Source organism: Caulobacter sp. GW821-FHT10A10 (genome assembly GCF_059415745.1).
This window is the reverse complement of record NZ_JBWKNV010000002.1, coordinates 74,816-95,798: the sequence shown is the minus strand read 5'-3', so window position 1 is coordinate 95,798 and position 20,983 is coordinate 74,816. Positions and strand designations below refer to the sequence as shown.

The 20,983-nt window shown below is 68.7% G+C and carries 31 protein-coding genes; 16 read left to right on the top strand and 15 right to left on the bottom strand.

Translation table 11 applies throughout. From position 1 onward, the window contains the following. Positions 1 to 402, bottom strand: a complete 402-nt coding sequence (locus tag AC07NS_RS05295) for a thermonuclease family protein (protein WP_494602008.1) — start codon at positions 400 to 402, stop codon at positions 1 to 3. A 167-nt stretch (positions 403 to 569) separates the two neighbouring features. Between AC07NS_RS05295 and AC07NS_RS05290 the strand changes: the two genes are divergently transcribed. Beyond that, positions 570 to 1,004 carry a GFA family protein gene (locus tag AC07NS_RS05290; protein WP_494602007.1) on the top strand — a complete coding sequence of 145 codons (435 nt, stop codon included), beginning with the start codon at positions 570 to 572 and terminating at the stop codon, positions 1,002 to 1,004. A 168-nt stretch (positions 1,005 to 1,172) separates the two neighbouring features. Here AC07NS_RS05290 and AC07NS_RS05285 read toward each other — a convergent pair whose 3' ends face one another. From AC07NS_RS05285 to AC07NS_RS05225, 13 genes are all read right to left on the bottom strand, one after another. Next, complete coding sequence (locus AC07NS_RS05285; protein WP_494602006.1) at positions 1,173 to 1,802, bottom strand: trimeric intracellular cation channel family protein; 630 nt, start codon at positions 1,800 to 1,802, stop codon at positions 1,173 to 1,175. A gap of 187 nt (positions 1,803 to 1,989) precedes the next feature. Further along, positions 1,990 to 3,309 (bottom strand): tyrosine-type recombinase/integrase, encoded by a 1,320-nt coding sequence (locus AC07NS_RS05280; RefSeq protein ID WP_494602005.1) that lies wholly within the window; start codon positions 3,307 to 3,309, stop codon positions 1,990 to 1,992. Then, positions 3,306 to 3,605 carry a hypothetical protein gene (locus AC07NS_RS05275; RefSeq protein WP_494602004.1) on the bottom strand — a complete coding sequence of 100 codons (300 nt, stop codon included), beginning with the start codon at positions 3,603 to 3,605 and terminating at the stop codon, positions 3,306 to 3,308. The genes AC07NS_RS05280 and AC07NS_RS05275 overlap by 4 nt, the downstream gene beginning before the upstream one ends. Positions 3,606 to 3,674: 69 nt before the next feature. Then, complete coding sequence (locus AC07NS_RS05270; protein ID WP_494602003.1) at positions 3,675 to 4,004, bottom strand: hypothetical protein; 330 nt, start codon at positions 4,002 to 4,004, stop codon at positions 3,675 to 3,677. Continuing rightward, on the bottom strand, positions 4,001 to 4,186 hold the full coding sequence (locus tag AC07NS_RS05265; RefSeq protein ID WP_494602001.1) for a hypothetical protein: 186 nt from the start codon (positions 4,184 to 4,186) through the stop codon (positions 4,001 to 4,003). The genes AC07NS_RS05270 and AC07NS_RS05265 overlap by 4 nt, the downstream gene beginning before the upstream one ends. 3 nt (positions 4,187 to 4,189) lie before the next feature. After that, positions 4,190 to 5,743 (bottom strand): hypothetical protein, encoded by a 1,554-nt coding sequence (locus AC07NS_RS05260; protein ID WP_494602000.1) that lies wholly within the window; start codon positions 5,741 to 5,743, stop codon positions 4,190 to 4,192. Beyond that, positions 5,743 to 6,315 carry a hypothetical protein gene (locus AC07NS_RS05255; RefSeq protein ID WP_494601999.1) on the bottom strand — a complete coding sequence of 191 codons (573 nt, stop codon included), beginning with the start codon at positions 6,313 to 6,315 and terminating at the stop codon, positions 5,743 to 5,745. The genes AC07NS_RS05260 and AC07NS_RS05255 overlap by 1 nt, the downstream gene beginning before the upstream one ends. Beyond that, the gene (locus AC07NS_RS05250; protein WP_494601998.1) at positions 6,312 to 6,695 is read right to left on the bottom strand and encodes a hypothetical protein; all 384 of its coding nucleotides are present in this window, start codon (positions 6,693 to 6,695) and stop codon (positions 6,312 to 6,314) included. The genes AC07NS_RS05255 and AC07NS_RS05250 overlap by 4 nt, the downstream gene beginning before the upstream one ends. Continuing rightward, a complete protein-coding gene (locus AC07NS_RS05245; RefSeq protein WP_494601996.1) occupies positions 6,695 to 7,012 on the bottom strand; it encodes a hypothetical protein in 318 nt (105 codons plus the stop codon). The genes AC07NS_RS05250 and AC07NS_RS05245 overlap by 1 nt, the downstream gene beginning before the upstream one ends. Positions 7,013 to 7,014: 2 nt before the next feature. Beyond that, positions 7,015 to 7,359, bottom strand: coding sequence for a hypothetical protein (locus AC07NS_RS05240; protein WP_494601995.1), 345 nt, complete (start codon positions 7,357 to 7,359; stop codon positions 7,015 to 7,017). 1 nt (position 7,360) lies between these two features. Continuing rightward, positions 7,361 to 7,645, bottom strand: a complete 285-nt coding sequence (locus AC07NS_RS05235) for a hypothetical protein (protein ID WP_494601994.1) — start codon at positions 7,643 to 7,645, stop codon at positions 7,361 to 7,363. Next, a complete protein-coding gene (locus AC07NS_RS05230) occupies positions 7,642 to 7,902 on the bottom strand; it encodes a DUF2312 domain-containing protein (protein WP_494601993.1) in 261 nt (86 codons plus the stop codon). Before AC07NS_RS05230 ends, AC07NS_RS05235 begins: the two co-directional genes overlap by 4 nt. A gap of 169 nt (positions 7,903 to 8,071) precedes the next feature. Continuing rightward, positions 8,072 to 8,668 (bottom strand): LexA family transcriptional regulator, encoded by a 597-nt coding sequence (locus tag AC07NS_RS05225; RefSeq protein WP_494601991.1) that lies wholly within the window; start codon positions 8,666 to 8,668, stop codon positions 8,072 to 8,074. Positions 8,669 to 8,770: 102 nt separating this feature from the next. Between AC07NS_RS05225 and AC07NS_RS05220 the strand changes: the two genes are divergently transcribed. Genes AC07NS_RS05220 through AC07NS_RS05180 form a run of 9 tightly spaced genes read left to right on the top strand, consistent with a single transcriptional unit; the run spans position 8,771 to position 14,465 of the window. Further along, the gene (locus tag AC07NS_RS05220; RefSeq protein ID WP_494601990.1) at positions 8,771 to 9,001 is read left to right on the top strand and encodes a hypothetical protein; all 231 of its coding nucleotides are present in this window, start codon (positions 8,771 to 8,773) and stop codon (positions 8,999 to 9,001) included. Further along, positions 9,001 to 9,387 carry a hypothetical protein gene (locus AC07NS_RS05215; protein WP_494601989.1) on the top strand — a complete coding sequence of 129 codons (387 nt, stop codon included), beginning with the start codon at positions 9,001 to 9,003 and terminating at the stop codon, positions 9,385 to 9,387. Before AC07NS_RS05220 ends, AC07NS_RS05215 begins: the two co-directional genes overlap by 1 nt. A 25-nt stretch (positions 9,388 to 9,412) precedes the next feature. Continuing rightward, positions 9,413 to 9,784: a hypothetical protein gene (locus AC07NS_RS05210; RefSeq protein ID WP_494601988.1), complete on the top strand. Its 372-nt coding sequence runs from the start codon at positions 9,413 to 9,415 to the stop codon at positions 9,782 to 9,784. After that, positions 9,781 to 10,452 (top strand): YdaS family helix-turn-helix protein, encoded by a 672-nt coding sequence (locus AC07NS_RS05205; protein ID WP_494601986.1) that lies wholly within the window; start codon positions 9,781 to 9,783, stop codon positions 10,450 to 10,452. The genes AC07NS_RS05210 and AC07NS_RS05205 overlap by 4 nt, the downstream gene beginning before the upstream one ends. Further along, positions 10,452 to 10,646, top strand: coding sequence for a hypothetical protein (locus AC07NS_RS05200; RefSeq protein ID WP_494601985.1), 195 nt, complete (start codon positions 10,452 to 10,454; stop codon positions 10,644 to 10,646). The genes AC07NS_RS05205 and AC07NS_RS05200 overlap by 1 nt, the downstream gene beginning before the upstream one ends. Continuing rightward, positions 10,647 to 10,850, top strand: coding sequence for a hypothetical protein (locus AC07NS_RS05195; protein WP_494601983.1), 204 nt, complete (start codon positions 10,647 to 10,649; stop codon positions 10,848 to 10,850). A 16-nt stretch (positions 10,851 to 10,866) separates the two neighbouring features. Next, complete coding sequence (locus AC07NS_RS05190; protein WP_494601982.1) at positions 10,867 to 12,003, top strand: DUF7146 domain-containing protein; 1,137 nt, start codon at positions 10,867 to 10,869, stop codon at positions 12,001 to 12,003. Further along, a complete protein-coding gene (locus AC07NS_RS05185; RefSeq protein ID WP_494601981.1) occupies positions 12,004 to 12,285 on the top strand; it encodes a hypothetical protein in 282 nt (93 codons plus the stop codon). Then, positions 12,279 to 14,465, top strand: a complete 2,187-nt coding sequence (locus tag AC07NS_RS05180) for a hypothetical protein (protein WP_494601979.1) — start codon at positions 12,279 to 12,281, stop codon at positions 14,463 to 14,465. The genes AC07NS_RS05185 and AC07NS_RS05180 overlap by 7 nt, the downstream gene beginning before the upstream one ends. Here the strand turns inward: AC07NS_RS05180 and AC07NS_RS05175 are convergent. Continuing rightward, a complete protein-coding gene (locus tag AC07NS_RS05175) occupies positions 14,434 to 15,306 on the bottom strand; it encodes a hypothetical protein (protein WP_494601977.1) in 873 nt (290 codons plus the stop codon). The two genes, AC07NS_RS05180 and AC07NS_RS05175, sit on opposite strands and share 32 nt — an antisense overlap. A 472-nt stretch (positions 15,307 to 15,778) precedes the next feature. On the opposite strand from AC07NS_RS05175, the gene AC07NS_RS05170 reads away from it, so the two are divergent. The 6 genes from AC07NS_RS05170 (at position 15,779) to AC07NS_RS05145 (ending at position 20,894) form a co-directional block, all read left to right on the top strand. After that, complete coding sequence (locus AC07NS_RS05170) at positions 15,779 to 16,408, top strand: hypothetical protein (protein ID WP_494601976.1); 630 nt, start codon at positions 15,779 to 15,781, stop codon at positions 16,406 to 16,408. 178 nt (positions 16,409 to 16,586) lie between these two features. Beyond that, positions 16,587 to 18,158, top strand: a complete 1,572-nt coding sequence (locus AC07NS_RS05165; protein ID WP_494601974.1) for a hypothetical protein — start codon at positions 16,587 to 16,589, stop codon at positions 18,156 to 18,158. After that, entirely contained in the window at positions 18,146 to 18,583 is a 438-nt protein-coding gene (locus AC07NS_RS05160; RefSeq protein WP_494601973.1) for a hypothetical protein, read from the top strand. The genes AC07NS_RS05165 and AC07NS_RS05160 overlap by 13 nt, the downstream gene beginning before the upstream one ends. Next, positions 18,580 to 18,813 (top strand): hypothetical protein, encoded by a 234-nt coding sequence (locus AC07NS_RS05155; RefSeq protein WP_494601971.1) that lies wholly within the window; start codon positions 18,580 to 18,582, stop codon positions 18,811 to 18,813. Before AC07NS_RS05160 ends, AC07NS_RS05155 begins: the two co-directional genes overlap by 4 nt. A 4-nt stretch (positions 18,814 to 18,817) precedes the next feature. Beyond that, positions 18,818 to 20,395 (top strand): portal protein, encoded by a 1,578-nt coding sequence (locus AC07NS_RS05150; protein WP_494601969.1) that lies wholly within the window; start codon positions 18,818 to 18,820, stop codon positions 20,393 to 20,395. 7 nt (positions 20,396 to 20,402) lie between these two features. Next, the gene (locus AC07NS_RS05145; RefSeq protein WP_494601968.1) at positions 20,403 to 20,894 is read left to right on the top strand and encodes a hypothetical protein; all 492 of its coding nucleotides are present in this window, start codon (positions 20,403 to 20,405) and stop codon (positions 20,892 to 20,894) included. Positions 20,895 to 20,983 lie beyond the last annotated feature (89 nt).

Sequence of the window (20,983 nt, the reverse complement as noted above, 5' to 3'; positions counted from 1 at the left end):
TCAGCGCCGGCCTCGGCCGCCCTCGACGCCGCCGCGCGCCCGCAGCAGGTCGCCCACAGCGGCGCCGCCGATCGTGCAGCGGGCCACGACCCGGTCGTAGGAGTGCTTCAGCGCCCGGCACGACAGGTACTGGCGCCAGACCACGTCCTCCAGACGGCTCTTGGCCTGCCGGCCGCCCGCATCGTGCAGTTCGGGGGCGTAGAAGTCCGCCAGCCGCACCTCGATCCAGGTCGACGGATCGCTGGTCGGGCCGACGCACAGGCTGTCGCCGTCGCCGACATAGCGCACGGGGCCTTCGAAGCGGGTGTTCGGAGCGGGCAGGGGAGCCTCGCAGGGATCGGCCAAGGCTAAGGCGGGGGCGGCGAGGAGCGCCGCCGTCAGAAGTGCACGCCAACCGATCATCGACCCCTCCGTCTTGCACGAGAGGAATCGGTACGCTCTAACGAAGCGGTTGTATTTTCTCACGATTTACTAACTCGAACGCATTACTGCATTCGTTGGACACCGCGTCGGCCCTTGCTGTCACGCCCGATCTCGCCTCTGGTGCGGCGTCAGCTGTGGAGGGGTTCGTGGGCTTGAGCGGCGGTTGCCAGTGCGGCGCGGTGCGGTTCCGGGTGGCGGGCGAGCCCGGCCGGGCGTCGATCTACCATTGCCGGATGTGCCAGAAGGCGTTCAGCGGTCCATTCGGGGCGCTGGTGACCGTCGAGACCGCGAACCTGACCTGGACCCGCGGCGAGCGCTCAATCTTCCAGAGCTCCGACGCCATCAAGCGCGGCTTCTGCGCCGCCTGCGGATCGCCCATGACCTTCGAGTGGAGCGACGACAAGATCGACCTCGCCGTCTTCGCCTTCGACGATCCGTCGGCGGTGGCGCCGGTCGTTCAGCTGGCCGTCGAGGCGCGCCCGGCCTGGATGGAGCATCTGGCCGACATGCCGGTGCGTCCGCCGGTCGGAGGCTCGGCCGTGGCGGTGGTCAGCCGGCAGCACCCGGATTTCGATACGTAATCCCTCTCCCCTTGTGGGAGAGGGTGGCCTCCCGGAGGGAGGTCGGGTGAGGGGTCTCTCAGAACTCGAAACCGCGTGCGGTCTTTAGGCTGGGTGAGGCGTCTCAAGCCTGAGAGACCCCTCATCCGTCGGCTATCGCCGACGCCTTCTCCCGCAAGGGGAGAAGGATCAGGACGGCTTCTCTTCCCCGCCCATGAACCCCGGCAGGCTCCAGCCCAGCTTGATCGCCGCCGCCCGTAGGCCGAAGGCCGCCGCGAACCCCGCGATCCCGGCCGGCCAGAACGGCACGTGCAGCCATTGCAGCACCGCGAACACGGCCGCGCCGAGCAGGGCGGCGGTGATGTAGATCTCGCGGCGCAGCAGCAGGTTCGGCTCCTCGGCCAGCACGTCGCGCACCACCCCGCCGAAGGCGGTGGTCAGCACGCCCATGATCACGGCGGTGAAGGGGTGCACGCCCAGGCTCAGCGCCTTGGCGGTGCCGACCACGGCGTAGGCGGCCATGCCCAGGGCGTCGAGCCACAGCAGGGCCCGGAAGCGCCAGCCGCGCTGTCCCATCAGCCAGACCACCAAAGCAGCGGCGAGGCAGGCCAGTATGTAGCCGGGCCGTTGGATCCAGAACACCGGCGCGCCGATCAAGAGGTCGCGCAGGGTGCCGCCGCCCACGCCGGTGATGGCGGCGAAGAAACCGAAGGTGACGATGTCGTGTTTACGCCGCGCGGCGGCCAGGGCGCCGGTCGCGCCGAACACGGCGGCGGCGGCGTAGTCGAGCCAGAAAAGGGCGGCGGCCAAGGGATCCATCGGCCCTAGACGCCACGAGCCGCGCACAAGCGCAACCTTGTGGTCGCTCGCGCCGCTAACCTCGAATCGTAAATCGCGTCATATCCTCGTCGTTTACTTCGCGGCCAATTACCTCAGATACAACAAAGGCGCGTCCGACTTCGGGCGCGCCTTTCCGACTTTTCGGAAGTCGGACGTCCGACTTTGGCTAGAGGGCGACCCCGTTTCGTTCCGCCCAGGCGATCAGCTTGGCCATCGTCTCGCGGGCCCCTTCCTCGCGAAGCACCAGGTAGTGGTCGCGAATGATCTCCTCGATGTCGCTCATGCTGTGAGCCGTCCAGGCGCTGATGGCCAGGAGGGCCGTGCCGCTTTCGACCAGCTTGGTGATGCAGGTGTCGCGGCAGTCGCGCAGCTGCTTGTCCATGATGGTGGCGGGAACCGCGCCGGCGGCGACGGCTAGGCCGCGAGCTTCCAGATAGCGCTTCCACAGGCTCGTGGTCGTGTGTCGGTCGCCGTCCGGTGTGACCAGGAAGGCGCGCTGGAGAGAGGTGACCGTCTGAGCCTTACGTCGTTGAACGCGGGCCTGCACCAGCGGCATGAGCCCGGCCAGCGCCTCGCGGCCGCGCTTCCTGGTCTTCTGAGGAACATAGCGCCAGGTGTCACCGCCCAGGACATCGAGATCGGACAGGCAGACGTCGATCGGCCGGGCGCCTGTCCAGAGCATGGTGGTGATCCCGTCGGCGACGTCTGCGAAACCGTTTTCGTCGCACCAGGGAAGGAAGGTCGAGGTCTCTTCGTTGGACCAGAACACCCGGCGGCCCGCCGGCTTGCTCATGCCCAGCTTCACGGCCGGGCTTTGCTTGATCCAATCCTCATAGACGGCGAACTGAAGCATCGAGCCAAAGGTGCTCATGATCAGGTTGGCCGTCGCCAGGCTGTGCTTCTCGCAGAGTTCGTTGATGTACCAGCTGCGCAGCTGGCCGGTCGTGAGACTGTCGACGCGGTCGCGGCCGAACTTCAGACGCACCTTTTTTGAGTGGATCTTGTAGACGCGGATGGTGCTGTCGGAGAGGCGATGTTCCTTGACCCTGTCTGGATCGAAGTAGAGGTCGCCCAGCGCATCGACCGTGCGCGGGCCGCCGGCCAGGCGCACGCCGGCGTCGGCGTCGCGGCGATCGACCAGCGCCCGGGCTTGGTCGATCAGATCCTGGATCATGGCGCGGGCGTGATGGTCGTTCACCTCGTGCGGGGCGGGCAGGTCGTCGAGCGCCAGGCGCAGGTCGGCGCGGGCCTGTTCGGCCGAGGCGTCGTCTCCGTGGGCCTCGCGCACCAGGCTGGCCCACAGCTGGCGGGCGTCGGCGGCGGTGATGGCCGCGCCACGGTCCATCCAGGCGCCGGTGGCTGTCCTGAGGTCCAGGCCCTTGATCCCGACCTTGCGCGACGCTGGCGACGGCTCCCAGCGCGGGCGACCGTCGCGCCACTTCAGGCCGATGCGCAGGTTCTTGGGGGCGGCGGGAGCGCGGGTCATTCCGGCCGCCACGGCCGGTGCGGCTTGATGATGTCGCGGTTGCCGATGAGCCGCTCGCCCATGTCGGAGACGGCTTGCGGGTTCTGCGCCATCCACTTGCCGTAGTGGAACTCAAACTGCTTACAGACCGTCTTGCAGCGCTCGACGACGCGCAGATCGAAACACGCGACCGAGGTAGGGTCCGTTTCGAACTCCACCGCTATGGCGGCCAGGGTGATGTACATCCCCAGTTCGGACGGCAGAGGTTCGTCCCATAGGTCGCTGGAGGCGCTGTAGTGCGGGCGACGTTGGCTCATCTTCAGGATCCAAGAGAAAGGCCGCCCAGCAGGACCGGGCGGCCGGGGAAGGTCAAGGGTGGTGGCTGCCTAGCGGCCGCCGCCGGCGGCGGCGACCAGGCGCGCGGCGACCGAGGAGGGCGCCGGGCGGCGCGGCCTGGGATCGTTCGCGATGGGAGGAACGGCCGACGGCGCAGGCGCGGGTTGCGCGAAGTTCGCATCGGTTCGCAGGCCGCCCTGCAGGTCTTTCCAGGCTTCGATGGCGGCGGCGCGCCACCAGGGCCGACCGCCAGGCTCGCCACCGACGAACGGCGGGGGAAAACCCCGGCGCTCGACGAGGCCGCGCCAGTTCTTCTGCATCCAGTCGTACTTGCGATGCATCAGAGCGGCGGCGCCAGAGAGGTCGACGTCGTGGGTCATGGTTCCCGCCCCTCCCTACCAAGGGCGGAGGCCTGGTCGATGGGTTCGTTACGCAGGATGCGGCGCACCTCGTCGGTGGCTTCTTGGTCGGTCGGCTCGCGGCCCAGGCGTTCGGCCAGCTTGGCCCATATCGTGTCCGGGTTTCCGCTGGCGTGCCATTTGATGGTGATGGAGACCGCCAAGGCTCAGCCCTCCGCTTTCTGTGCGGCGAGAGCGGGGCACCAAGAGGGCGTCGGGTCGGTATCGTAGTGGTAGGCGCCCATCGACTTGCGGTCTGCGGCTTTGCACCACGCATACTGACCGCTGTCGTAGGTCTCGCCGTCGCCGGAAGGCTCTCGCCAGTCCTTGGTCTCAAAAGCCGTACAGCCTTGGCAAATGAACCCTCGCGGCGTTGGGCCGATCCGCGCCTCCACCAGAGCCCCCGTAACCGGAGGGGCGACAGGGTAGGCGCTGGCGTCGGGCGCGGAGGCGGGCTTGTTGGTTGGCTCGGCCGCGTAGGCCTTCATCCGCTCGGCGGTGTCGAGGCCCATCTGGCAGTGTTCGGGATCGCCGCCAGCCGCCAGCCGACGCTCAGCCCAGGACCGCACGATGTTGTGCGCGTCAGGGTCGCGGCCCAGCAGGATGAACATGGGCTCGCCCGGCCGGCGCTTGGCCAGACAGTCGTGGTTGCCTTTCTCCTCGGGCGTAACCGGAGAGGTGGCGGGAGGGGTAGTGGTAGAAACCGCGGGAGCTACGAGAGTTTCATCGGGATAGAGGAACGGACCTCGCGGCTGTCGAGCGCGGCAGCCCTGGTTGAGGCCCGGCTTTCGCCCACTACCCACATGAACGCGAGCCAGGGCGGACGTGGACCAGCCGTGATGCCACATGAAGGCGCAGTAGGCCGCCACGTCGCGGGGATCACCCTTGTCGATGTGCCTAAGCAGCGCCTCGCGGCAGTCCGCCTGCCAATTGGCCGACAACCATCCATCGGTATAGCCGTATTTGGCTTCGGCCTTGGCCAGTTTCTCGGCCAGAGCGGCGGCGAAGCGCTCGACCAGATCGCGCGTAGCCGGATGCAGCGCTAAGTCCTCGGCCGTGACCGTAGAGGGCTGGGCGGGGCAGCGGAGGCGGCGCTTGAAAGCCGGGTAGAGGTGTTCGGCTTCTGACAGCAGCCAGTCGGCGATCTGGTCCCACTCCTCTGGGAAGAAGGTTTCCTCCGCCTTCCGGCCGTTCAATTCATCGCCGATGTAGGCATGCCAGCCGCTGTCCCAGAACGATGAGACGCAGCAGTTAATCTCTGCCGCGTAGAGCTGACGAAGCGCCTCGGCGAGGCTCAGATGCGCCACGGGCTCGGCCGGCGCTACAGGGGCGCGGCGCTCGTCTTCCCGCACGGCGTTGACGAGGGGCGCTAAGTCAGAACTGAAGACGACAGGCCACCGGACGTGCGCCTTGATCAATTCCTGGTCGCAGGCGGTGAAGCGCATTTCTTCAGCGATCGGCGGGTCCAAACCGGCGGCGGTGACCTGCGCTTCCCACTTGACCCGCGACGTGGCGGTGACTTCCGCCCGCAGCGCGGCGAGCAACGGCGTGACCGTGTCGAGGATCTCGGTCGCGCCGGCGTTGCTGACGTAGTGCGCCACCCGGTCGGCCCAGAAGACCAGGCACCAGCCCGCGCCGTTCTCGTTGGTGTGCTCCTGGACCCGGTCTTCGACGACCTGCAGGGTCTCGCGGAAGGCCGCGCTGAGATTGGGCTGCGCCATCACGCGGCTCCCCGCGCGGCCGCCCGCAGGCGGGCCCGGCCGTCGGCCGAGATCTTGACCGAGCCCAGGCGGCCACCCGACGGCTCGTCATAGGCCCAGCCGCCGGCGAGCAGGGCGTCGATCGTCGCCTGGGCGATGGCGGGACCGCCGCCGCCGCCGATCGAGAAGCCTGTCTCGGTGCGGTAGGCGCCGTAACGGGCGGCCGCCAGACGGCGCAGCAGGGCCAGCTGCGAGGCCTGGCTGGCTGGATCCTGGAGCTGCAGGGCCAGGTCGCCTTCCGGATCCTGGGCGTTGGCGGCCTCGGGCGCAGCCTGGTCGTCGCCGGCGGCGGCGTCGGCCGGGGCGTCCTGGTCGGCGGCGGCCTCGAGCTCGAGCACGGCGTCGTCGTGAGCGGCCGCCAGCACCGCGTCAGCGATGGGCGCTTGGGAGGCTGGCGGCGGCGCGATCGGCGCGGGACGCATGGCCAGGGCCGCGACGATGCGCTGGCGGTAGTGCTGCAGCTCCACGAGCTGGGGCACGGCGGGCGGCGGGGCGGCCCAGCCGGCGAGTTTGGTTTTCGGTGCGCGGGTCAATGGGCTTCCTTTCGAGCGGAGGCGGCCAGTTCGGCCTCGGACTTGTCGGCCGTGGTGACCAGACGGGCGGCCAGGACGGCGGGCTGGGTGAGCACGGCGGCGAAGCGCGGATCCTCGCGGATCCGTTCGGCCACGAACCGGGCGGTGGCGGCGCACATCAGGGCGATGGCCGCGCCATTCTCGCCCGGCTCGTCGATCCAGACGCAGGCCACGCCGGCTCGGCCCGGGCTGCGCCGCCAGGTCAGGCCGACGACGACGGCGTCGGCCGTGGGCAGAGGGGCCAAGCGCATCAGCAGCAGTTCGGCGATTTCGGCGGCGTCGGCCGCCTCCACCGTGCGCGAGGCGACCAGCTCGCCGGCGCGATCGAAGTGGCTGAACATCACAGCAGCACCGCCGTCAGGCCCATGGCCAGGCCGGCGACGGCCATGACGATGCAGAGAGCGATCCAGGCGGCGAAGACCATGTCTCCGTGCCCGTCGCGGCCCATCCAGGCATCGACGCGATCGACCAGGCGCGACCAGCGCCCGGGCATGAGGGTGACCAGGTCGCGGCGGCTGCGCTCGGCCGTCACGCCGCGGCGATAGGCGTCGCGGGCGACGCGCTGCAGCAGGGCTCGCGGCGGCGTGGACTTGGCCGGCCTCGCGGCCGCGACGGCGCGCGGCTTGGGATGCACCGGAAGGTGAACGACGTCAGCCATAATCAGTCTTCTCCCTGCTGGTAGCGCTCGATGGCGCTGAACATCCGTTGGTGGGGGGCGATCAGGCCTTGGGCCTCGATGGCTAGGCGCAGGGCGTCAGCTAGCGGCTCAACGACGTCCTCGCCCAGGGGCTCCTCGTTGGGGGTGTCCCAGGCCTCGGCATGCTCGGCGGCGCGATCGAGGCCGCCGCGCAGAGCTTCGGCCATGCCAAGGACGGCCGCGCCGGCGGCGCTCAGCGCGGCCTCCAGCTTGGATCGCATGAAGGCGATGTTCTGGGCACGGATGAACGCCGGATCGGTGGCGACCTGCGGAGCGCCGGAAATAGCCGCTTCTAGAAGCACGGCCATGTCAGTGGCTCCTTTTGTCGGCGGGGGAGCAGGCCAGCGCGGCGCTGGCGGCGGTGGCGCGCTGCAGGCGGTCCATGCAGCAGTCGCAGACCGTGGCGTTCCGGGCTCCGGTGTCGGCCAGGTCCTGCAGCAATTGGGCGATCGCGACCTCCAGCATCTCCGGCGTCAGGCCGTGGATCGCGGCGTCGACGGCGAACTGGTCGCCGTCCTCTTGAACCAGCACGACGATGGCGGGGGCCTTGCCGCGCTTGGCGGCGTCTCGAACGAGGGTTCCGGCGCGGATCATCGCGTGCCGCCCCGGCGCATTTCGGCGCGATAGAGGTCGAGAACGATGTTCTCTTCCTGGACCACCTGCTCAGGGCGCTTGCGCTCCTTGATGAGGTCCTTCATGCGGGCGACGTCGTAGCCGGCGAGCTTGGCCTCGTCGAAGACCTGCTGGACCATGGCTAGGGCTTCGGCGCTTTCGCGCTGAAGGGCCTCGATGCGCTCGATGAAGCCGCGCAACGGCGAGGCTGTGGCGGCAGAGATCGTGGATGTCGTCATGGGCTTCCTCGCTCGCCGGAATGGCAAGTGTGGAAGTTATGGATGGATGATTTGTGGACATCGTCAAGTCCACGTTGTGGGCAACGGCTTCCATGGTGGGGGCGTGCAACCGGCCCGCGTCACGGCGGTGGGACCGGCGGGGTTGGTGGTGAGGTGGGCCTAGGCTGCTCTAGAGGCCTGGGCGCCAGACGATGTGAAGGCCAAGCACCTTGGTGGCGTCGTAGTCCAAAGTTTTCCGCTCGTTGTACTGTTCGGCGAAAACCTTCCCGTCCTTTTGCCCCATATAGGTTTTAACCACGGCGGTGTTGTCCTTGAAGACTATGAGTGCGTCTTGCCCCTTGGCTGGCGGGTAATTGAGCCGAACGGGGGCGATCTCGCCGTCAAAATATCTAGGGTACATGCTGTCGCCGGATAGGCGGACGTAGATTAGCTCTCCGTTTCCATTCCAGAATGGCGGGGGCTCGATGTAATCGAGGATCTGGTCGTCTGCATAGGCGATGCGGTCGTCACCGCCCATAGCGGCGTAGCCGAAGACGGCGATCCGGGTGGGAATGATCCTGCGTGTTGGCCCTGGAGCGATCTCTAGTTCTGGTTCGATCGTCTCGCCGAAATACTGTTCAAGGCCCTTGAGCTCAGCGGGCTGGAAGCGCCGTTCACCATTCAATGTCTTCGTCAGGGACGAAGGGTCCAAGTTGAGGTGGCGGGCGAGGTCGGCCTGACTGCGATTGGTCTGGCGGAGGCGGGGGCGGATGTCGTCGATGCGCATGGGTGGAAGTGTGGAAAAAATTTCCACTCCACGTCGTTGACGAATTTCGCGAAGCGCCTGAGGCATGGAACGTGGAAATAACGTCCACATGGAAGTTCCACAATGCCTCAAGGCGAAGTTTCGACGCCCGCAACCCGGGCGGTGGCCCTTTTGGGCGCCAAGCGGATCGCGGCGGCTTGCGATCTGACCACCAACGCCGTCTGGAAATGGGCGAAGAGCGCGCGGGGCACGATCCCGGTTCGTCACCAGGGCACCGTGCTGGAACTGGCGCGGTCGATGGGCAAGCCGCTCTCGGCTGAAGACCTGATTGGCTCTTCGGCGGCGGCGGCCTGATGCCTCCGCCCTGGATCCCGCCGTCGGCGACGGCCTTGAAGCGCTGGCATCGTCTGCACCGCGAGGCGGTCGACCTGATCGGCCGGCCGATGGCCAGCGGCGCGCCGCTGATGCAGGCGGCCATGGCCGTCGAGAGGGACCCTTACCCCACCAGCGACCGAGCGCACTGGCAGGGCTTTGGCGAGTGGGTGAAGGCCGCCCGTGCGTTCGCCACCGCCACGCCGCTGGAGCGGCGCACGGACGCCGACAGCCTGGCCGAGGGCAACCACTGGGCGGGCCGGATCATGGGCCTGGTCGAAGGCCAGGACCCGCCGATCGCCGGACCGGTCGGCGAGCCGATGTCGGGTGCGTCAACCCGGCGTTTCCGCGCCGACCTGGACGGGTGAACCGATGCGGGGGCTGGAAACCAATATGACCTGGTGGCCGGAGGTGACGGCCGATCGGATCGCGGCGGCCCTGATCTGGGCCGCGATCGGCACGCGCGAGTTGTCGATTTTGATCAAGCATGACCAGGCCGCTCTGGCGGGGCGAGTGACGCTGCGCGCCCGCTGGGTGGCGTTCGCCGCGCTGTCGGCGCTGAAGGAAGCCGCGCCCGGCCCCGTAGCCAAGGCCATGGGCTGCGGCAACAACCCCCTGTTCCTGCTGGAGGTGCAGCGCTCGCAACCCTGGTGGAACGAGGACTTGGTCACGGCCGTGACGGTCAGCCTGGCGGCCGACGCGCCGCCGGTCGCGCCGGCCGGCGTGGAGCGGCAGGTGACGGCGGCCGTCGAGGCGCGCCTATGACCCTGGCCCTCGCGAAAAAGGCCGCCGGCGGCAGCGCTCGGGCCCTGGCCCTGAAGCTGGATCTTTCGCCGCGCGCCGTGCAGCGCTGGACCGAGGTTCCGGCCGAGCGCGTCTGGCAGGTGGCCGAGGCCACAGGCGTGCCGCCCGAGCAGCTGCGCCCAGACCTGATCGATGAAATCCTGGAGGAGCGCCGCCGGCGGCGGATAGCGGTGGCGCGTGAGCGCTATTCGCTGATCCGGGCCGCCGTACGGGCCGGCAAGGACGGCACGGCGGGCGAAGATCTGGATACGATCGACATCCTGGTCACCCTGGCGGCGGCCCGCTTCACGGCGGCCGAGCGCGACCTGTCGCTCGCGGCGGTGCTGCTGGGTCAGGACCGTGCCGCCGGCGGCGCCCGGGCCTGGGCCATGGGCCTGGCCCTGGTGGCCGGCCGGGCCCGGGCGACAACGATCGGCGGCTTCTTCGGCACCACCCGCCAGAACGTGGACAACGCGGCCGAGCGCTATATCCGCGCCCGCGACGGCGACGATCCCGACGACTTCCTGGATCAGGGCGCCGCCGGCGGCCGCGTGATGGAGCGCGGCCGGATCCGCAAGGCCAAGACCGCCGACGGCGCCTGGTGGGAAGCCGAGCGCCGGTTCGCCGCCCTGATCGGAGGGGAGCGGTGATGGCCTTCGATCCCGACTATCTGCGCTACTGCCTGAGACAGATCGCCGCCAGCGGCGACCCGGACGAGATCCTGATGCACGCCGTCGTCGGCAGCGTGCGCCTTTGGGTCGATCAGGCGGCGCGCCCGGCCGATCCCCCCCCCCGCAATTCGCGTGCCACGGCCGTACATCCGGCTGCGGCGGGGAGGCCGTAGGTGAGACGGTTCGATCCACGCCTGACCGAGGCCAGCCCCGACGCCGATCGCGCCGCCCAGTGCGCCGGCAAGAAGGCGTTCGCCAGCGGCGCTCTGGCCCATCGCGTCGCCCGCCGCCGTCGGCGCGGCCGGCGAGTGGTGACCGTCTACCGCTGTGACCAATGCCACCAATTCCACATCGCAGGCCGGGGGAAGGAAGACTGATGAGGGAGCGCGCCGCATGACCGACGCCGCCACCCCCACCGCAACCGAACTGTCGGGCATGCTGGCCGACGACATCGAGCGCGTGGTTGAAGCCCTGGCGCTGGACGTGGATAGCCGCAGCCGGCGGCTGATCTACGCCTTCTCGCCATGGAACGGCCACCACAAGGCCAAGCTTGAAATCGACATCGGCAACAAGCCGGGCAAGTGGAACGACTGGGTGGAGGGCCGCTATGGCGACGCCCTGTCGCTGGTGGCGTGCGTACTGTCTGGCCGGTGCGATCCCAAGGACAAGCGCGCCCTGGGCGCGGCCTGCCGCTGGGCGCTGCAGTATTTCGGCCTGGACCGGAAGGATTATGACCGCGAGGCCTGGCTGAAGCGCCGGGCCGAGGCCGAGAAGCGCGCCCGGACCCGGGCGATCAAGGCCGCGCGCGAGCTTTCCGAAGCCCGCAAGGCGGCCAAAGCCCTGTGGCTGGCCAGCGACGAGCTGCGCCCGCACCAGGTGGATGCGGCGACCGGCGAGATCACGCCCGGGTGCGCAGGCTGGGAATACCTGCTGGCGCGGGGCATCGACCTTTTGACCCTGCCCAGGATACCGCGATCCATCCGCCTGTCGCTGGAACAGCCCTGGCGCGACGACGAGGGCGAGATCCGCCATGTCGGGCCCTGCCTGATGACGGCGATGATGCTGCCCAAGGGCGAGCTGGGCAGCCTGCACCGGACGTGGATCGATCCGGCCCGGCCGGGGGAGAAGGCCGACCTGCCGACGCCCCGCAAGATGTGGCCGTCGAGCGAGGGCGCCCGGATCCCGATCTGGCGAGGCGAGACCGACCTTTCGGAGGCCACGGCCGCCAAGCGCGGCGTCATCGAGGACGTGATGGTCTGCGAGGGCGTCGAGGACGCCCTTTCGATCGCCCTGATGACGCCGGAGATGCGGGTGCACGCCGTGGGCAGCCTGCCCGGGCTGCTGTCGTACGTGCCCGGGAAAAACGTCCGGACCGTGATCGTCGCGGCCGACAACGATTGGGGCAAGCCCCAGGCCGAGGCCCTGCTGAAGCGGGCCTGCCAGCGGTTCGTCAGCGAATTCAACAAGTCCGTGCGCATCGCGCGCAGCCCGGAGGGCAAGGACTTCAACGATCTTCTTCGGGGCAGGTGAGTGGCGTACGGAACTCAGAAGGATAAGGCCGGCTGGGGCGGCGAGCGGGCCAGGCGTGAGACCTGGGACGAATTCGACATGCTGCCCAGGGGGGTCAAACGGCTCTACTGGGAGGGGCCGTACGAATACACTGCTCAGAGCGCTGTGAAGGCCTTCAGCGGCGGCGTGAACATGCGCGCAAAGGTAAAGGCCATGGTCCAGTCGATGGCGGCCGACGTGAAGCGCGAGGCGCGCCGCCTCTATGGCCCGACCCACCCGCAGGCGAGGTCCGGCCGATGGTAGGCGCTCTGGACGACGAGGATCCGTACGGCGACAAGGCTTGGCTGGAGCGCAAGCGCCTGAAGGGGCGCGGCGCCCTGCTGGACGACGCAGAGCCGTTCGTCGGCGAGGACTTCGGCGACGCCGGCGACGAGGCCGGCGGCGATGATGGGGGCGATGGGGGGGGCGACGACGGCGAGGGCGGCGGCTTTGGCGGGCCTGATGCGCCCAAGTTCGACGTGGTGCGCATGCCGCGTATCGTCGGCAATCCGGGCACGGTGCGCTGGATCCCGATCAGCATGCCCGACCCGTGCCCGATCACGCCGCTGGGCAAGAACGGCAACATGTACTGGTACTTGGACCCCCTGGGCCAGCTGGTGGGGCTGGAAGACAGCCAGCACGGCCAGGCGCACATCGAGGGCCTGTGGTCGCCGAAGATCAACGAGTTGCACCGGGCCTTCCCCCAGTTCGACAAACAGGCCGCGTTCAAGGGCTTCCAGGCGCAGTACGCCCGGGCGGCGATGTTCGGTGCCTGCGCGGCCAAGGGCATCTTCGACGCGCACGAGAAGGTGCGCGGCCTGGGCTGCTGGAAGAGCGAGACGGGCGAGCTGGTGCAGCACCTGGGCGACCGGATCCTGGTCGGCGATCGCGAGGAAAAGCCCGGCGAGATCGACGGCTACGTCTATCCCGGCCGGCCGCCTATGCCGCCGCCGTCCAAGGGCGGGCGTGGCCAGGTCGAGGCGATCTATGAGCGCCTGCAGACCTGGAACTGGGTGCGCGGGGATCTGGATGCACGCCTGCTTCTGGGGCAAATGGCCTCCACCGTGCTGGGCGCCGCCCTGGAATGGCGGCCCATGGCGTTCCTGACCGGCGACGCCAGCACCGGCAAATCGACGCTGCAGCGCTATGTGCGCGCCATGCTGCCCCGGCGCCTGGTGGCGACGGTGGACGCCTCGGAGGCGGCGCTGCGGGGCTTGCTTGGCCAGGACAGCGTCGGCGTGTCGTTCGACGAGATCGAGGCCGACGCCCTGAACGATCGGGCCCAGCAGGTGATGAAGCTGGCGCGCACGGCCGCCAGCGGCGACGATGCGCACCGCTCCAGCTCGAGCCAGGAGATCCGCAGCTTCACGCTGCGCGGGTCGTTCCTGTTCTCGGCCATCATTCCGCCCAGTATGCGCAACGCCGATATGCAGCGTTTCGTCTTCCTTCGCCTGCAGACCCTCAAGAAGGGGCAGAAGCTGGAGACCCTGACGACGGCTCGCCAGCGTGAGATGGGCGCGGCGCTGGTGGGGCGGATTACCGACGCCTGGCCTCGTTGGCAGCGCACCCTGGACCTGTTCAGCCAAGCCCTGGAGCAGCGCGGCCACGCCCAGCGCAGCGCCCTGCAGTTCGGCACCCTGCTGGCCGGCGCGCACGTGATGTTAAGCGACGTGGAGCCCAGCGAAGACGAGCTGGCCCGCTGGTGCGACCAGCTTAAGCGCGAGAGCCTGTTCGAGTACGAGAACACCGAACCGGCCTGGCTGACGGCCTGGCGGCGGGTGATGAGCGCCCAGCCGGAGATCTGGCGCTCGGAGGGCTTCCCAACCGTGGCCGAAATGGTCCGCCGCTACCTGGTCGCTGAAGCGCGCGGATCCGACGGCGACGACGAGCGCCGCAAGGTGCACGACAAGCTCACCAGGGCGGGCCTTGCGATCGTCAAGCAGCGGGGCACCGGCCGGGTCTTCCTGGCCATTCCACCGCGCCACCAGGGCGTGGCAGGGATCTTCGCTGGCACCGACTTCCAGGCCCGGGGCGGCGAGGGCGCCTGGTCCATCCCGCTGCGCGGCGCGCCCAAGGTCGAGAGCGGCACCGGCACGACCGACCGCAGCGCCAATCGCGGGATCCTGCACGTCGACAAGGTGCCGCGGCTGGATCGCCAGAAGTGCGCGCTCTTCTGGCTGGACGGTCAGTTCGAGCACGCCGGCGTCTGGACCCCGATCTTCGAGCGCAAACTCGACGAGGACGAGATCGACGGCGAGCTGGGGCTCGCCGATCGTCTGGCCACCTTCCGCCGCGAACTGGCGGCCGCCCCGACCCAGGCGGCGGCCGAGGCCCTGTGGCGACGCACGGGGCCGCTACGCGACGCCCTCGACGCCGACCAGGTCGACGGCTCGGCCGAGCTGGAGGAGGAGTTTAAGCGCCGGTGGGAAGAACTGGTGGGGTAGGAGGGGGCGGCCGAAACGTCGTCATCGCCAAACCATTCGCGGTCATCCGCGTCGCCTTGACATATGTCGCTTCATGGAGGTCTCCGAAGATATCCTCGAAGCGGACATACACCTGCGCCACCAGTCGGTACGTTCCGAGGGCTACGAGGTCTGCCTCGTCAGTCGTCAGCATGCGCGAAAGGCCGGTGGTCGCTAGCTCGAAGTCGCCGGCACCGATGGGGTCCTCGTCCGCGGTCTGAGACCAGGGATCAGGTAGTAGAGCGGGCCAGCTATTGGGCTCCGTGACGAGCATGACGTTGCTGAGGATGCGGGCCTTCATGGCGGGTGTCTGACCCGAGTTGTTAAGCGTTATGTCGAACGCGGGCACCCGTGGGTTGCGTGCGTCTACTTCGACCGACTTGAGCGTGAAGTAGGCGCGCAGCTGAGCTTTGGTCGCCTTGGTACTTTCGACCAGGGACGCCTCGGAATGTCCTATCGCCTTGGACGACTGCCGTATCGTCCATAGCAAGCCGGCCACGCTCGCCACGCCGATCAGGATCTGCAACACGGTCAGCGTCAGCATCTTCTGCGCAGAGGTCGCCATGCTTTCTTGGGCCAGCAGGTCGCGCTTTTCGCGGGCGATCTTCTCGGCCTCAGGCTCCGCCGCCGCCGGCGCGTACTTCGATTGGACCGCCTGCAGGGCCAGGAAGCGCTCGTAGATCTGCCTGTCGATCTGCGCCTGCCGTTCGATCTGGCCGAGGATCGCTGATGGCGCCGGCTCCTCGGCCGGCTTTGGCCCGCCCCCGCCCAGGACTAGGCACAGCGCCAGCCCCGCCCCGACCCTCATGATCATCGGGTTCATTGTGTAGTCCCCCTCAAAGCTCCACCATTACGGCACCGTAGACCCGTCGTGGTTGTCCGGCGAGCCCCAACCCTTGTGCCGACGGCGTTCAAGAGGCATGGTGTGAGGGTCAGGCCGAGCCCGGAGCCCCGATGTCCCCCGCCATGGGCCGGGGGAGGGGACATTCCAGGGGACATTGATCCCCAGGCTTTTCAGTCATTTACAGAGCATGTCCCCCATGTCCCCCGTGTCCCGGGTCGCCGCCTCGTATGTGCGCGCGACTTCATGGGTGCAGTGACGGGGCGGCCTCTTCATATGGGCGCGAGCGAGGGGACATGGGGGACATGGGGGACATGGGTAGGTAAGGTATTGATTTGATTTATGATCAATGTCCCCTGGAATGTCCCCTGAGCCAAAATCGCCAGGGGACATGCCGCGTTGCGCGCCGACCCGCCGCCCGATCCTGCCTGGGTCGATAAACAAAGGGGTCGATATGAGCGGCGGCGTGAAGGCGGCCCTGGACGCGGTCATGGACGGTCAGGGCGACATGGACCAGGTCGTCCAGGCGGGCCTATTCGACGACCTCGCCCCGACCGAGACCGGCGCCCTCGATGCGCCGTCGCCGCTCAGCCGGGCGCTGACGCCCAAGAAGAGCGGCGGCGGCCGCAAGCCCGGCTCAAAGAACCGCCGGACAGAGGCCGTGACCGCCTGGCTGCTCCAACAGCACCGTCACCCTGTGTCGGTGATGATGGAGGCCTACAGCATGGAGACGGCCGAGCTGGCCCGTCGGATCGGCATGAAGACCGCCACGGTCGTGGTGAAGGGCGAGGACGGCGTAGAGCGCCTGGTCGACACCGGCCACTACACCAACGACGAGCTGCTCGACCTGTTCAAGCTGCAGCTGCGCATGGCGGAGGCCTCAGCGCCGTACGTCGCCCAGAAGCTGCCGCAGGCCGTGCAGATCGACGCCAAGGCCGGCGTCACCATCGGCTTTTCGGGGGTCTCTTTTCCCGCGCGCGGGGTGGCTGGCCAGGATCCTGAGCCGATCGACGGCCAGGTCATGAGCGTCAATCTGCCCCGAAGTCGGACGACCGAAGTCGGAAACGACGAAGAAGATGAATGAAATCAATGAACTGAGGTTAAGTGCTGGTTATCCAGCGGCGTCGTGACCCCTTTGACAAGCCGCGCCGCCAAACCCTCCCCTCCCTTGCGTCCCGCACTTTTCGGCGTTGCGAGATCGGGGGCCGCCTGAACCTCGGTCGCACATCCCAGGGTCGGGGTGGGGAGAGTGAGGCAGGCGGGTGTTCGACGCTCGAACCTATGAACCGGCGGGTCCGACGACCCGGCGGCTGCACGAAAGCGACGCGTTCTACCGAGGGCTAGCAGGGCCGATCGGCGGCGGCAAGACCGTCGCCGCCGGCGTGGCCGAACCGTTCTTCACGGCCATGCTGCAGGAGCCTCAGGCCGACGGGGTCCGGCGCGCCAAGATCGGCATGCTGCGCGACACCTACCGGAACCTCTACGCCACCAGCCTGAAGACCTGGCACGACTGGGTTCCGCGCGAGCTGGGGCGGTTCGTTGGCTCGGACGATCGGCCGGCGCTGCACGAGTTCACCGTCGAGACGCCCTTTGGTGAGTGCGAGGTCAGCTATGAGATGCGGGCCCTGGGGCCCAACAGCGTCGAGGCTGTGTGTCGGGGTTGGGAACTGAACGGCGCTTATCTCGACGAGGCCGACCTGATGCCGCGCGACGCGCTGTCGTTTTTGGGCGGGCGGGTCATGCGCGCCGGACGCAAGGAAACTCGCCGGACCCGGGGGGTGTGGTTCACCTTCAACAAACCCGACGTCGACCACTGGACGTACGAGATCTGCGTCGAGGAGCCGCTCGACGGCCTGGTCTTCTTCGATCAGCCGGGGGGGCTTCTGGACGGTGGTCCGCCGTTCATCACCAACCCGGCGGCTGAGAACCTGCAGAACCTGGACGATGGCTACTATGTCCGGGCGGCGACCGGTCAGCCGGACTGGTACATCACCCGGATGATCCGTAATCGCTGGGGGGCGAGCGTCGCCGGGGACGTGATCTACCCGGAGTTCCGCGCCGAGCTGCACGTCTCGCCAGTGGAGCTGGTGCCGCTGAAGGGCTCGGTGCTCGAGCTGGGGCTGGACGGTGGCGGTACGCCGGCGGCCACGATCAGCGGCCGCGACGACTACGGCCGCAAGGTCGTCTACGCCGAGGTGGTGCTGGTCGATCCCACCGATCCGCGTCGCCAGCGCCTGATGACAGGCGTCGGGCCCAAGCGCTTCGCCCGGGCGATCAAGGACAAGCTGGCCGAGCCCCAGTTTCGGGGCTGTCAGGTGCGGATCGGCTATGGCGACCCGGCCGCCTTCTACGGCGCTGACCGGGAAGAGGGCGAATACTCGTTCATGGAGACCGTCGCCCTGGAGATGGGCGTCGGCATCATCCCGGCCGATAGCAACGAGATCTACATCCGGCATGAAGCCGTGCGCGGTCTGCTGACCACTCTGGCGGGCGACGGCCGGCCAATGCTGATCATCAACCCGTCGTGCCGGTTCCTTCGCCGGGGCTTCGCGTCGGACTACAAGCTGGAGATGCGCGACCCCAAACAGGCGGGCAAGCGCCTGAAGCCGCAGAAGTCGGCGACCAGCCACGTGCACGACGCCCTGCAGTACGATTGCCTGGGGTCCGTCGGCCGGGCCGGCGTCACCGCCGGCCGGGCGTTCGATCGCTGGCAGCCGAAGGCCAATGGCCTGCTGGTGCCGACCTCGCCCGGGATCGTCACGCCCTGGGAAAAGCCCCAGGCCGTGGTCAAGGGCACGCACTACCAGGTGGATTTCGACCTGTGGCGGTCGTGACCGTCAGCGACGCTCGGGCGCTGGATCTGCTGGAGGCGCTCGACGACGAGGGGCGGCCGGTGGGGCGCCGGTCGCGGCGGGTGTTCGGGCTGCTCGCGCGCCAGGTCGAGGGCGGCACGGCGGTGACGGTGCGGGACGGGGCAGGGCGGCTGTGCCTGGTCGTCGGGATCTACGCCGGCGAGCTGGGGGAGGCGGAGGCCTGGTTCGCCGCCGGGCCGGGCCTGCGCGAGGCGCTGCTGCCGTCGTTGCGGGTCGCGCGCCAGGTCCTTGAATTCGTCGGGGGCGAGGCCGCGCCGGTGGCGATCGCCGCCTACACCGCCGGCGTTGCGGGGGCGCGCCTGGCCGCATGGTTCGGTTTCAAGGCCCGGGGCGTCGAGGACGGCGCGCTCGGGCCGATGACGACCTGGACGCGGAGTTTCCCTTGAACACGGTCAAGAACCTCTTCGGCATGCGGACCAACGCCCAGAAGGCGCAGGCGGCCGCGCAGACCGAGGCCCTGCAGGCCCAGAAGCGCGCCGCCAACGCCGCGGCCGAGGACGCCGCCGTGACCCGGGCCGAGCAGGCCGCCAGCGGTCGTCGCCTGCGCGGTCTTGGCCGTCGCGCCCTGGCGTTCCAGGGCGTCGAGACGGGCCTGGCCTCGAACCTAGCGGGCTGACCCCATGGCGATGTGGACCGACAAACAGATCTCCGAGCACGCCAGGGCGGCCGAGCAGGCCAGGGCGCCGATCCTGCCCTACATCCGCGACTGCCTGGAGATGACCATGCCCTGGCGCAGTCAGCACCAGCGGCACGGCGCGGGCTTCGATCGTCTCTTCGACAGCACCGGGCCGATCAACGTGCAGCGCTCGGCCAGCCGGCTGCAGCGCGACTTGACCCCGCCGTTCCAGCGCTGGTTCGAGCTGGAAGCCGGGCCGCTGGTGCCTGAGCACCTGGTCGAGCAGGTCAACCGTGAACTGGCCACGCCCACAAACATCGCCCACGCCACTCTCGATGCCAGCTCGTTTCACCAGGCCAGCATGGAGGCCTATGCGGACCTGCTGGTCTCGACCGGCGCCCTGCTGGCTAAGGAAGGTGATGACAACATCCCGATCCACTGGTCGGCCGTGCCCGCCTGGGCGCTGGCCATCGAGGAGGGGCCGAGCGGACGGGTCGACAACTGCTATTGGCGCAAAAAGTATCCGGCCTGGACGCTAAAGCAGCACTGGCCGCAAGCGCAGTGGCCCGAAGCGATCTCGCGGAAGATCGCCGAGAATTCCACCGATCCGGTGACGATCCTGCAGGCCAGCTACTACGATCCGGAGATCGAGTGCTGGCGGATCGCCGTGCAGCTGGACGATGGCGGCAAGTCGCAGACGGTGTTCGACAGCGCCCGCGATCGCACCAACCCGTTCATCGTCTTCCGCTACTGGACGACGCCCGGCGATCCCTGGGGGCGCGGCCCGGTAATGCTGGCCCTGCCCGACATCCGCACCGTCAACAAGACCGTCGAGATGACCCTTAAGGCGGCGGCCTACAGCCTGGCCCCGCCGCTGATGGTGCTGCACGACGGGGTCGTGAACCCCGACACCCTGCGTCTGGCGCCGCAATCGCTGATCCGGGTGGCGCGGACGGGCGGGCCCATGGGAGCGTCGATCACGCCGCTGGACGTAGGCTCGCGCGTGGATCTGGCGCAGATCGCCCTGACCGACATGCGCCAGAACATCGGCAAGAACCTGCTAGGCACCCAGCTGCCGCCCGACAGCGGCGCGGTACGTAGCGCCTCGGAGATCATTCAGCGCACCAAGGAGCTGCAGTACGACGCCGGCGCGGCCTTCGGTCGCCTGAACCACGAGTACGTGCCGCAGGTGGTGGCGCGGATCGTGGACATCCTGGATCGCAAGCGGGTGTTCGGCATCAACTGGAACGAGCTGAAGATCAACCAGCTGGTGATGCGCGTGAAGATCACCAGCCCCCTGGCCCGCAGCCAAAACCTCGAAGACGTGCAGACGATCGTGCAGTTCTGGGAGCTGGCCAAGTCGATCGGCGGCGAAGAGGCCTTCCTGCAGATCGCCAACACCGAGGACGGCCTGCCGCGCCTGGCCAAGCTGATGGGCGTGCCGATGTGGGCCGTCAACGACAACGAGACCCGCCAGCAGTTGGCCCAGGCGGCCGGGCAGATGGCGGCCAACGTGATGGCGGGCGGCTCGCCCGGCGGCGGCGCGCCGATGCTGGCCGGTCCGCTGCCCCTGGCGGCGTGAGGCGAGCATGATCAATCCCTCTCTCGAACACGCCATGGGCTGGCTGCGCGACGGCGCCATAGCCCCCGTCGCCGGCGCGGATCCACGCGGCACGATCGGCGACGAGGTCCTGAACCGGAAGGCCCGGGCGATGAAGGCCGCCTTCGGCGGCGATCAGGGCCAGTTGGCGCTGCAGGTCATCCTGGAGATGAGCCTGTTCCGCAGCCCGGTCGATCATCGCCTTCCGGCCGCCGAGTACCACCAGTTCGCCCAGCTCCGCGAAGGCCAGAACCAACTGGCGACCGCGATCCTCGCCTACATCGACCACGCCGACACCCTGGAAAGGCATCACCATGACCGACGTCACCGCGCCCCCGAGCAACCCGGCCCCGGCGGCCCCCTCCTCGCCGGCGGCCTCGCCGTCGAACTCGCCCGCACCGTCGAACCCGCCGGCGGCGGAGACGCAGGCTCCGGCGACGCCGACTGGTTCGCCGACGGAAACCCCTTCACAGCCCTCTGACGCTGCCGCCCAGACGCCGGAAGCCGCCGCACTGGAGGCCGCCCGTGCTGTCGTTCCGGAGGCGGCCGACGGCTACAGCTTCACGCCCA

Excerpts from the sequence above, each read along its gene's own strand:
- AC07NS_RS05295 (WP_494602008.1), bottom strand. The coding sequence starts at position 402 with ATGATCGGTTGGCGTGCACTTCTGACGGCGGCGCTCCTCGCCGCCCCC.
- AC07NS_RS05285 (WP_494602006.1), bottom strand. The coding sequence starts at position 1,802 with ATGGATCCCTTGGCCGCCGCCCTTTTCTGGCTCGACTACGCCGCCGCC.
- AC07NS_RS05280 (WP_494602005.1), bottom strand. The coding sequence starts at position 3,309 with ATGACCCGCGCTCCCGCCGCCCCCAAGAACCTGCGCATCGGCCTGAAG.
- AC07NS_RS05275 (WP_494602004.1), bottom strand. The coding sequence starts at position 3,605 with ATGAGCCAACGTCGCCCGCACTACAGCGCCTCCAGCGACCTATGGGAC.
- AC07NS_RS05270 (WP_494602003.1), bottom strand. The coding sequence starts at position 4,004 with ATGACCCACGACGTCGACCTCTCTGGCGCCGCCGCTCTGATGCATCGC.
- AC07NS_RS05260 (WP_494602000.1), bottom strand. The coding sequence starts at position 5,743 with ATGGCGCAGCCCAATCTCAGCGCGGCCTTCCGCGAGACCCTGCAGGTC.
- AC07NS_RS05250 (WP_494601998.1), bottom strand. The coding sequence starts at position 6,695 with ATGTTCAGCCACTTCGATCGCGCCGGCGAGCTGGTCGCCTCGCGCACG.
- AC07NS_RS05245 (WP_494601996.1), bottom strand. The coding sequence starts at position 7,012 with ATGGCTGACGTCGTTCACCTTCCGGTGCATCCCAAGCCGCGCGCCGTC.
- AC07NS_RS05240 (WP_494601995.1), bottom strand. The coding sequence starts at position 7,359 with ATGGCCGTGCTTCTAGAAGCGGCTATTTCCGGCGCTCCGCAGGTCGCC.
- AC07NS_RS05235 (WP_494601994.1), bottom strand. The coding sequence starts at position 7,645 with ATGATCCGCGCCGGAACCCTCGTTCGAGACGCCGCCAAGCGCGGCAAG.
- AC07NS_RS05230 (WP_494601993.1), bottom strand. The coding sequence starts at position 7,902 with ATGACGACATCCACGATCTCTGCCGCCACAGCCTCGCCGTTGCGCGGC.
- AC07NS_RS05225 (WP_494601991.1), bottom strand. The coding sequence starts at position 8,668 with ATGCGCATCGACGACATCCGCCCCCGCCTCCGCCAGACCAATCGCAGT.
- AC07NS_RS05220 (WP_494601990.1), top strand. The coding sequence starts at position 8,771 with ATGCCTCAAGGCGAAGTTTCGACGCCCGCAACCCGGGCGGTGGCCCTT.
- AC07NS_RS05215 (WP_494601989.1), top strand. The coding sequence starts at position 9,001 with ATGCCTCCGCCCTGGATCCCGCCGTCGGCGACGGCCTTGAAGCGCTGG.
- AC07NS_RS05210 (WP_494601988.1), top strand. The coding sequence starts at position 9,413 with ATGACCTGGTGGCCGGAGGTGACGGCCGATCGGATCGCGGCGGCCCTG.
- AC07NS_RS05205 (WP_494601986.1), top strand. The coding sequence starts at position 9,781 with ATGACCCTGGCCCTCGCGAAAAAGGCCGCCGGCGGCAGCGCTCGGGCC.
- AC07NS_RS05200 (WP_494601985.1), top strand. The coding sequence starts at position 10,452 with ATGGCCTTCGATCCCGACTATCTGCGCTACTGCCTGAGACAGATCGCC.
- AC07NS_RS05190 (WP_494601982.1), top strand. The coding sequence starts at position 10,867 with ATGACCGACGCCGCCACCCCCACCGCAACCGAACTGTCGGGCATGCTG.
- AC07NS_RS05180 (WP_494601979.1), top strand. The coding sequence starts at position 12,279 with ATGGTAGGCGCTCTGGACGACGAGGATCCGTACGGCGACAAGGCTTGG.
- AC07NS_RS05175 (WP_494601977.1), bottom strand. The coding sequence starts at position 15,306 with ATGAACCCGATGATCATGAGGGTCGGGGCGGGGCTGGCGCTGTGCCTA.
- AC07NS_RS05170 (WP_494601976.1), top strand. The coding sequence starts at position 15,779 with ATGAGCGGCGGCGTGAAGGCGGCCCTGGACGCGGTCATGGACGGTCAG.
- AC07NS_RS05150 (WP_494601969.1), top strand. The coding sequence starts at position 18,818 with ATGGCGATGTGGACCGACAAACAGATCTCCGAGCACGCCAGGGCGGCC.
- AC07NS_RS05145 (WP_494601968.1), top strand. The coding sequence starts at position 20,403 with ATGATCAATCCCTCTCTCGAACACGCCATGGGCTGGCTGCGCGACGGC.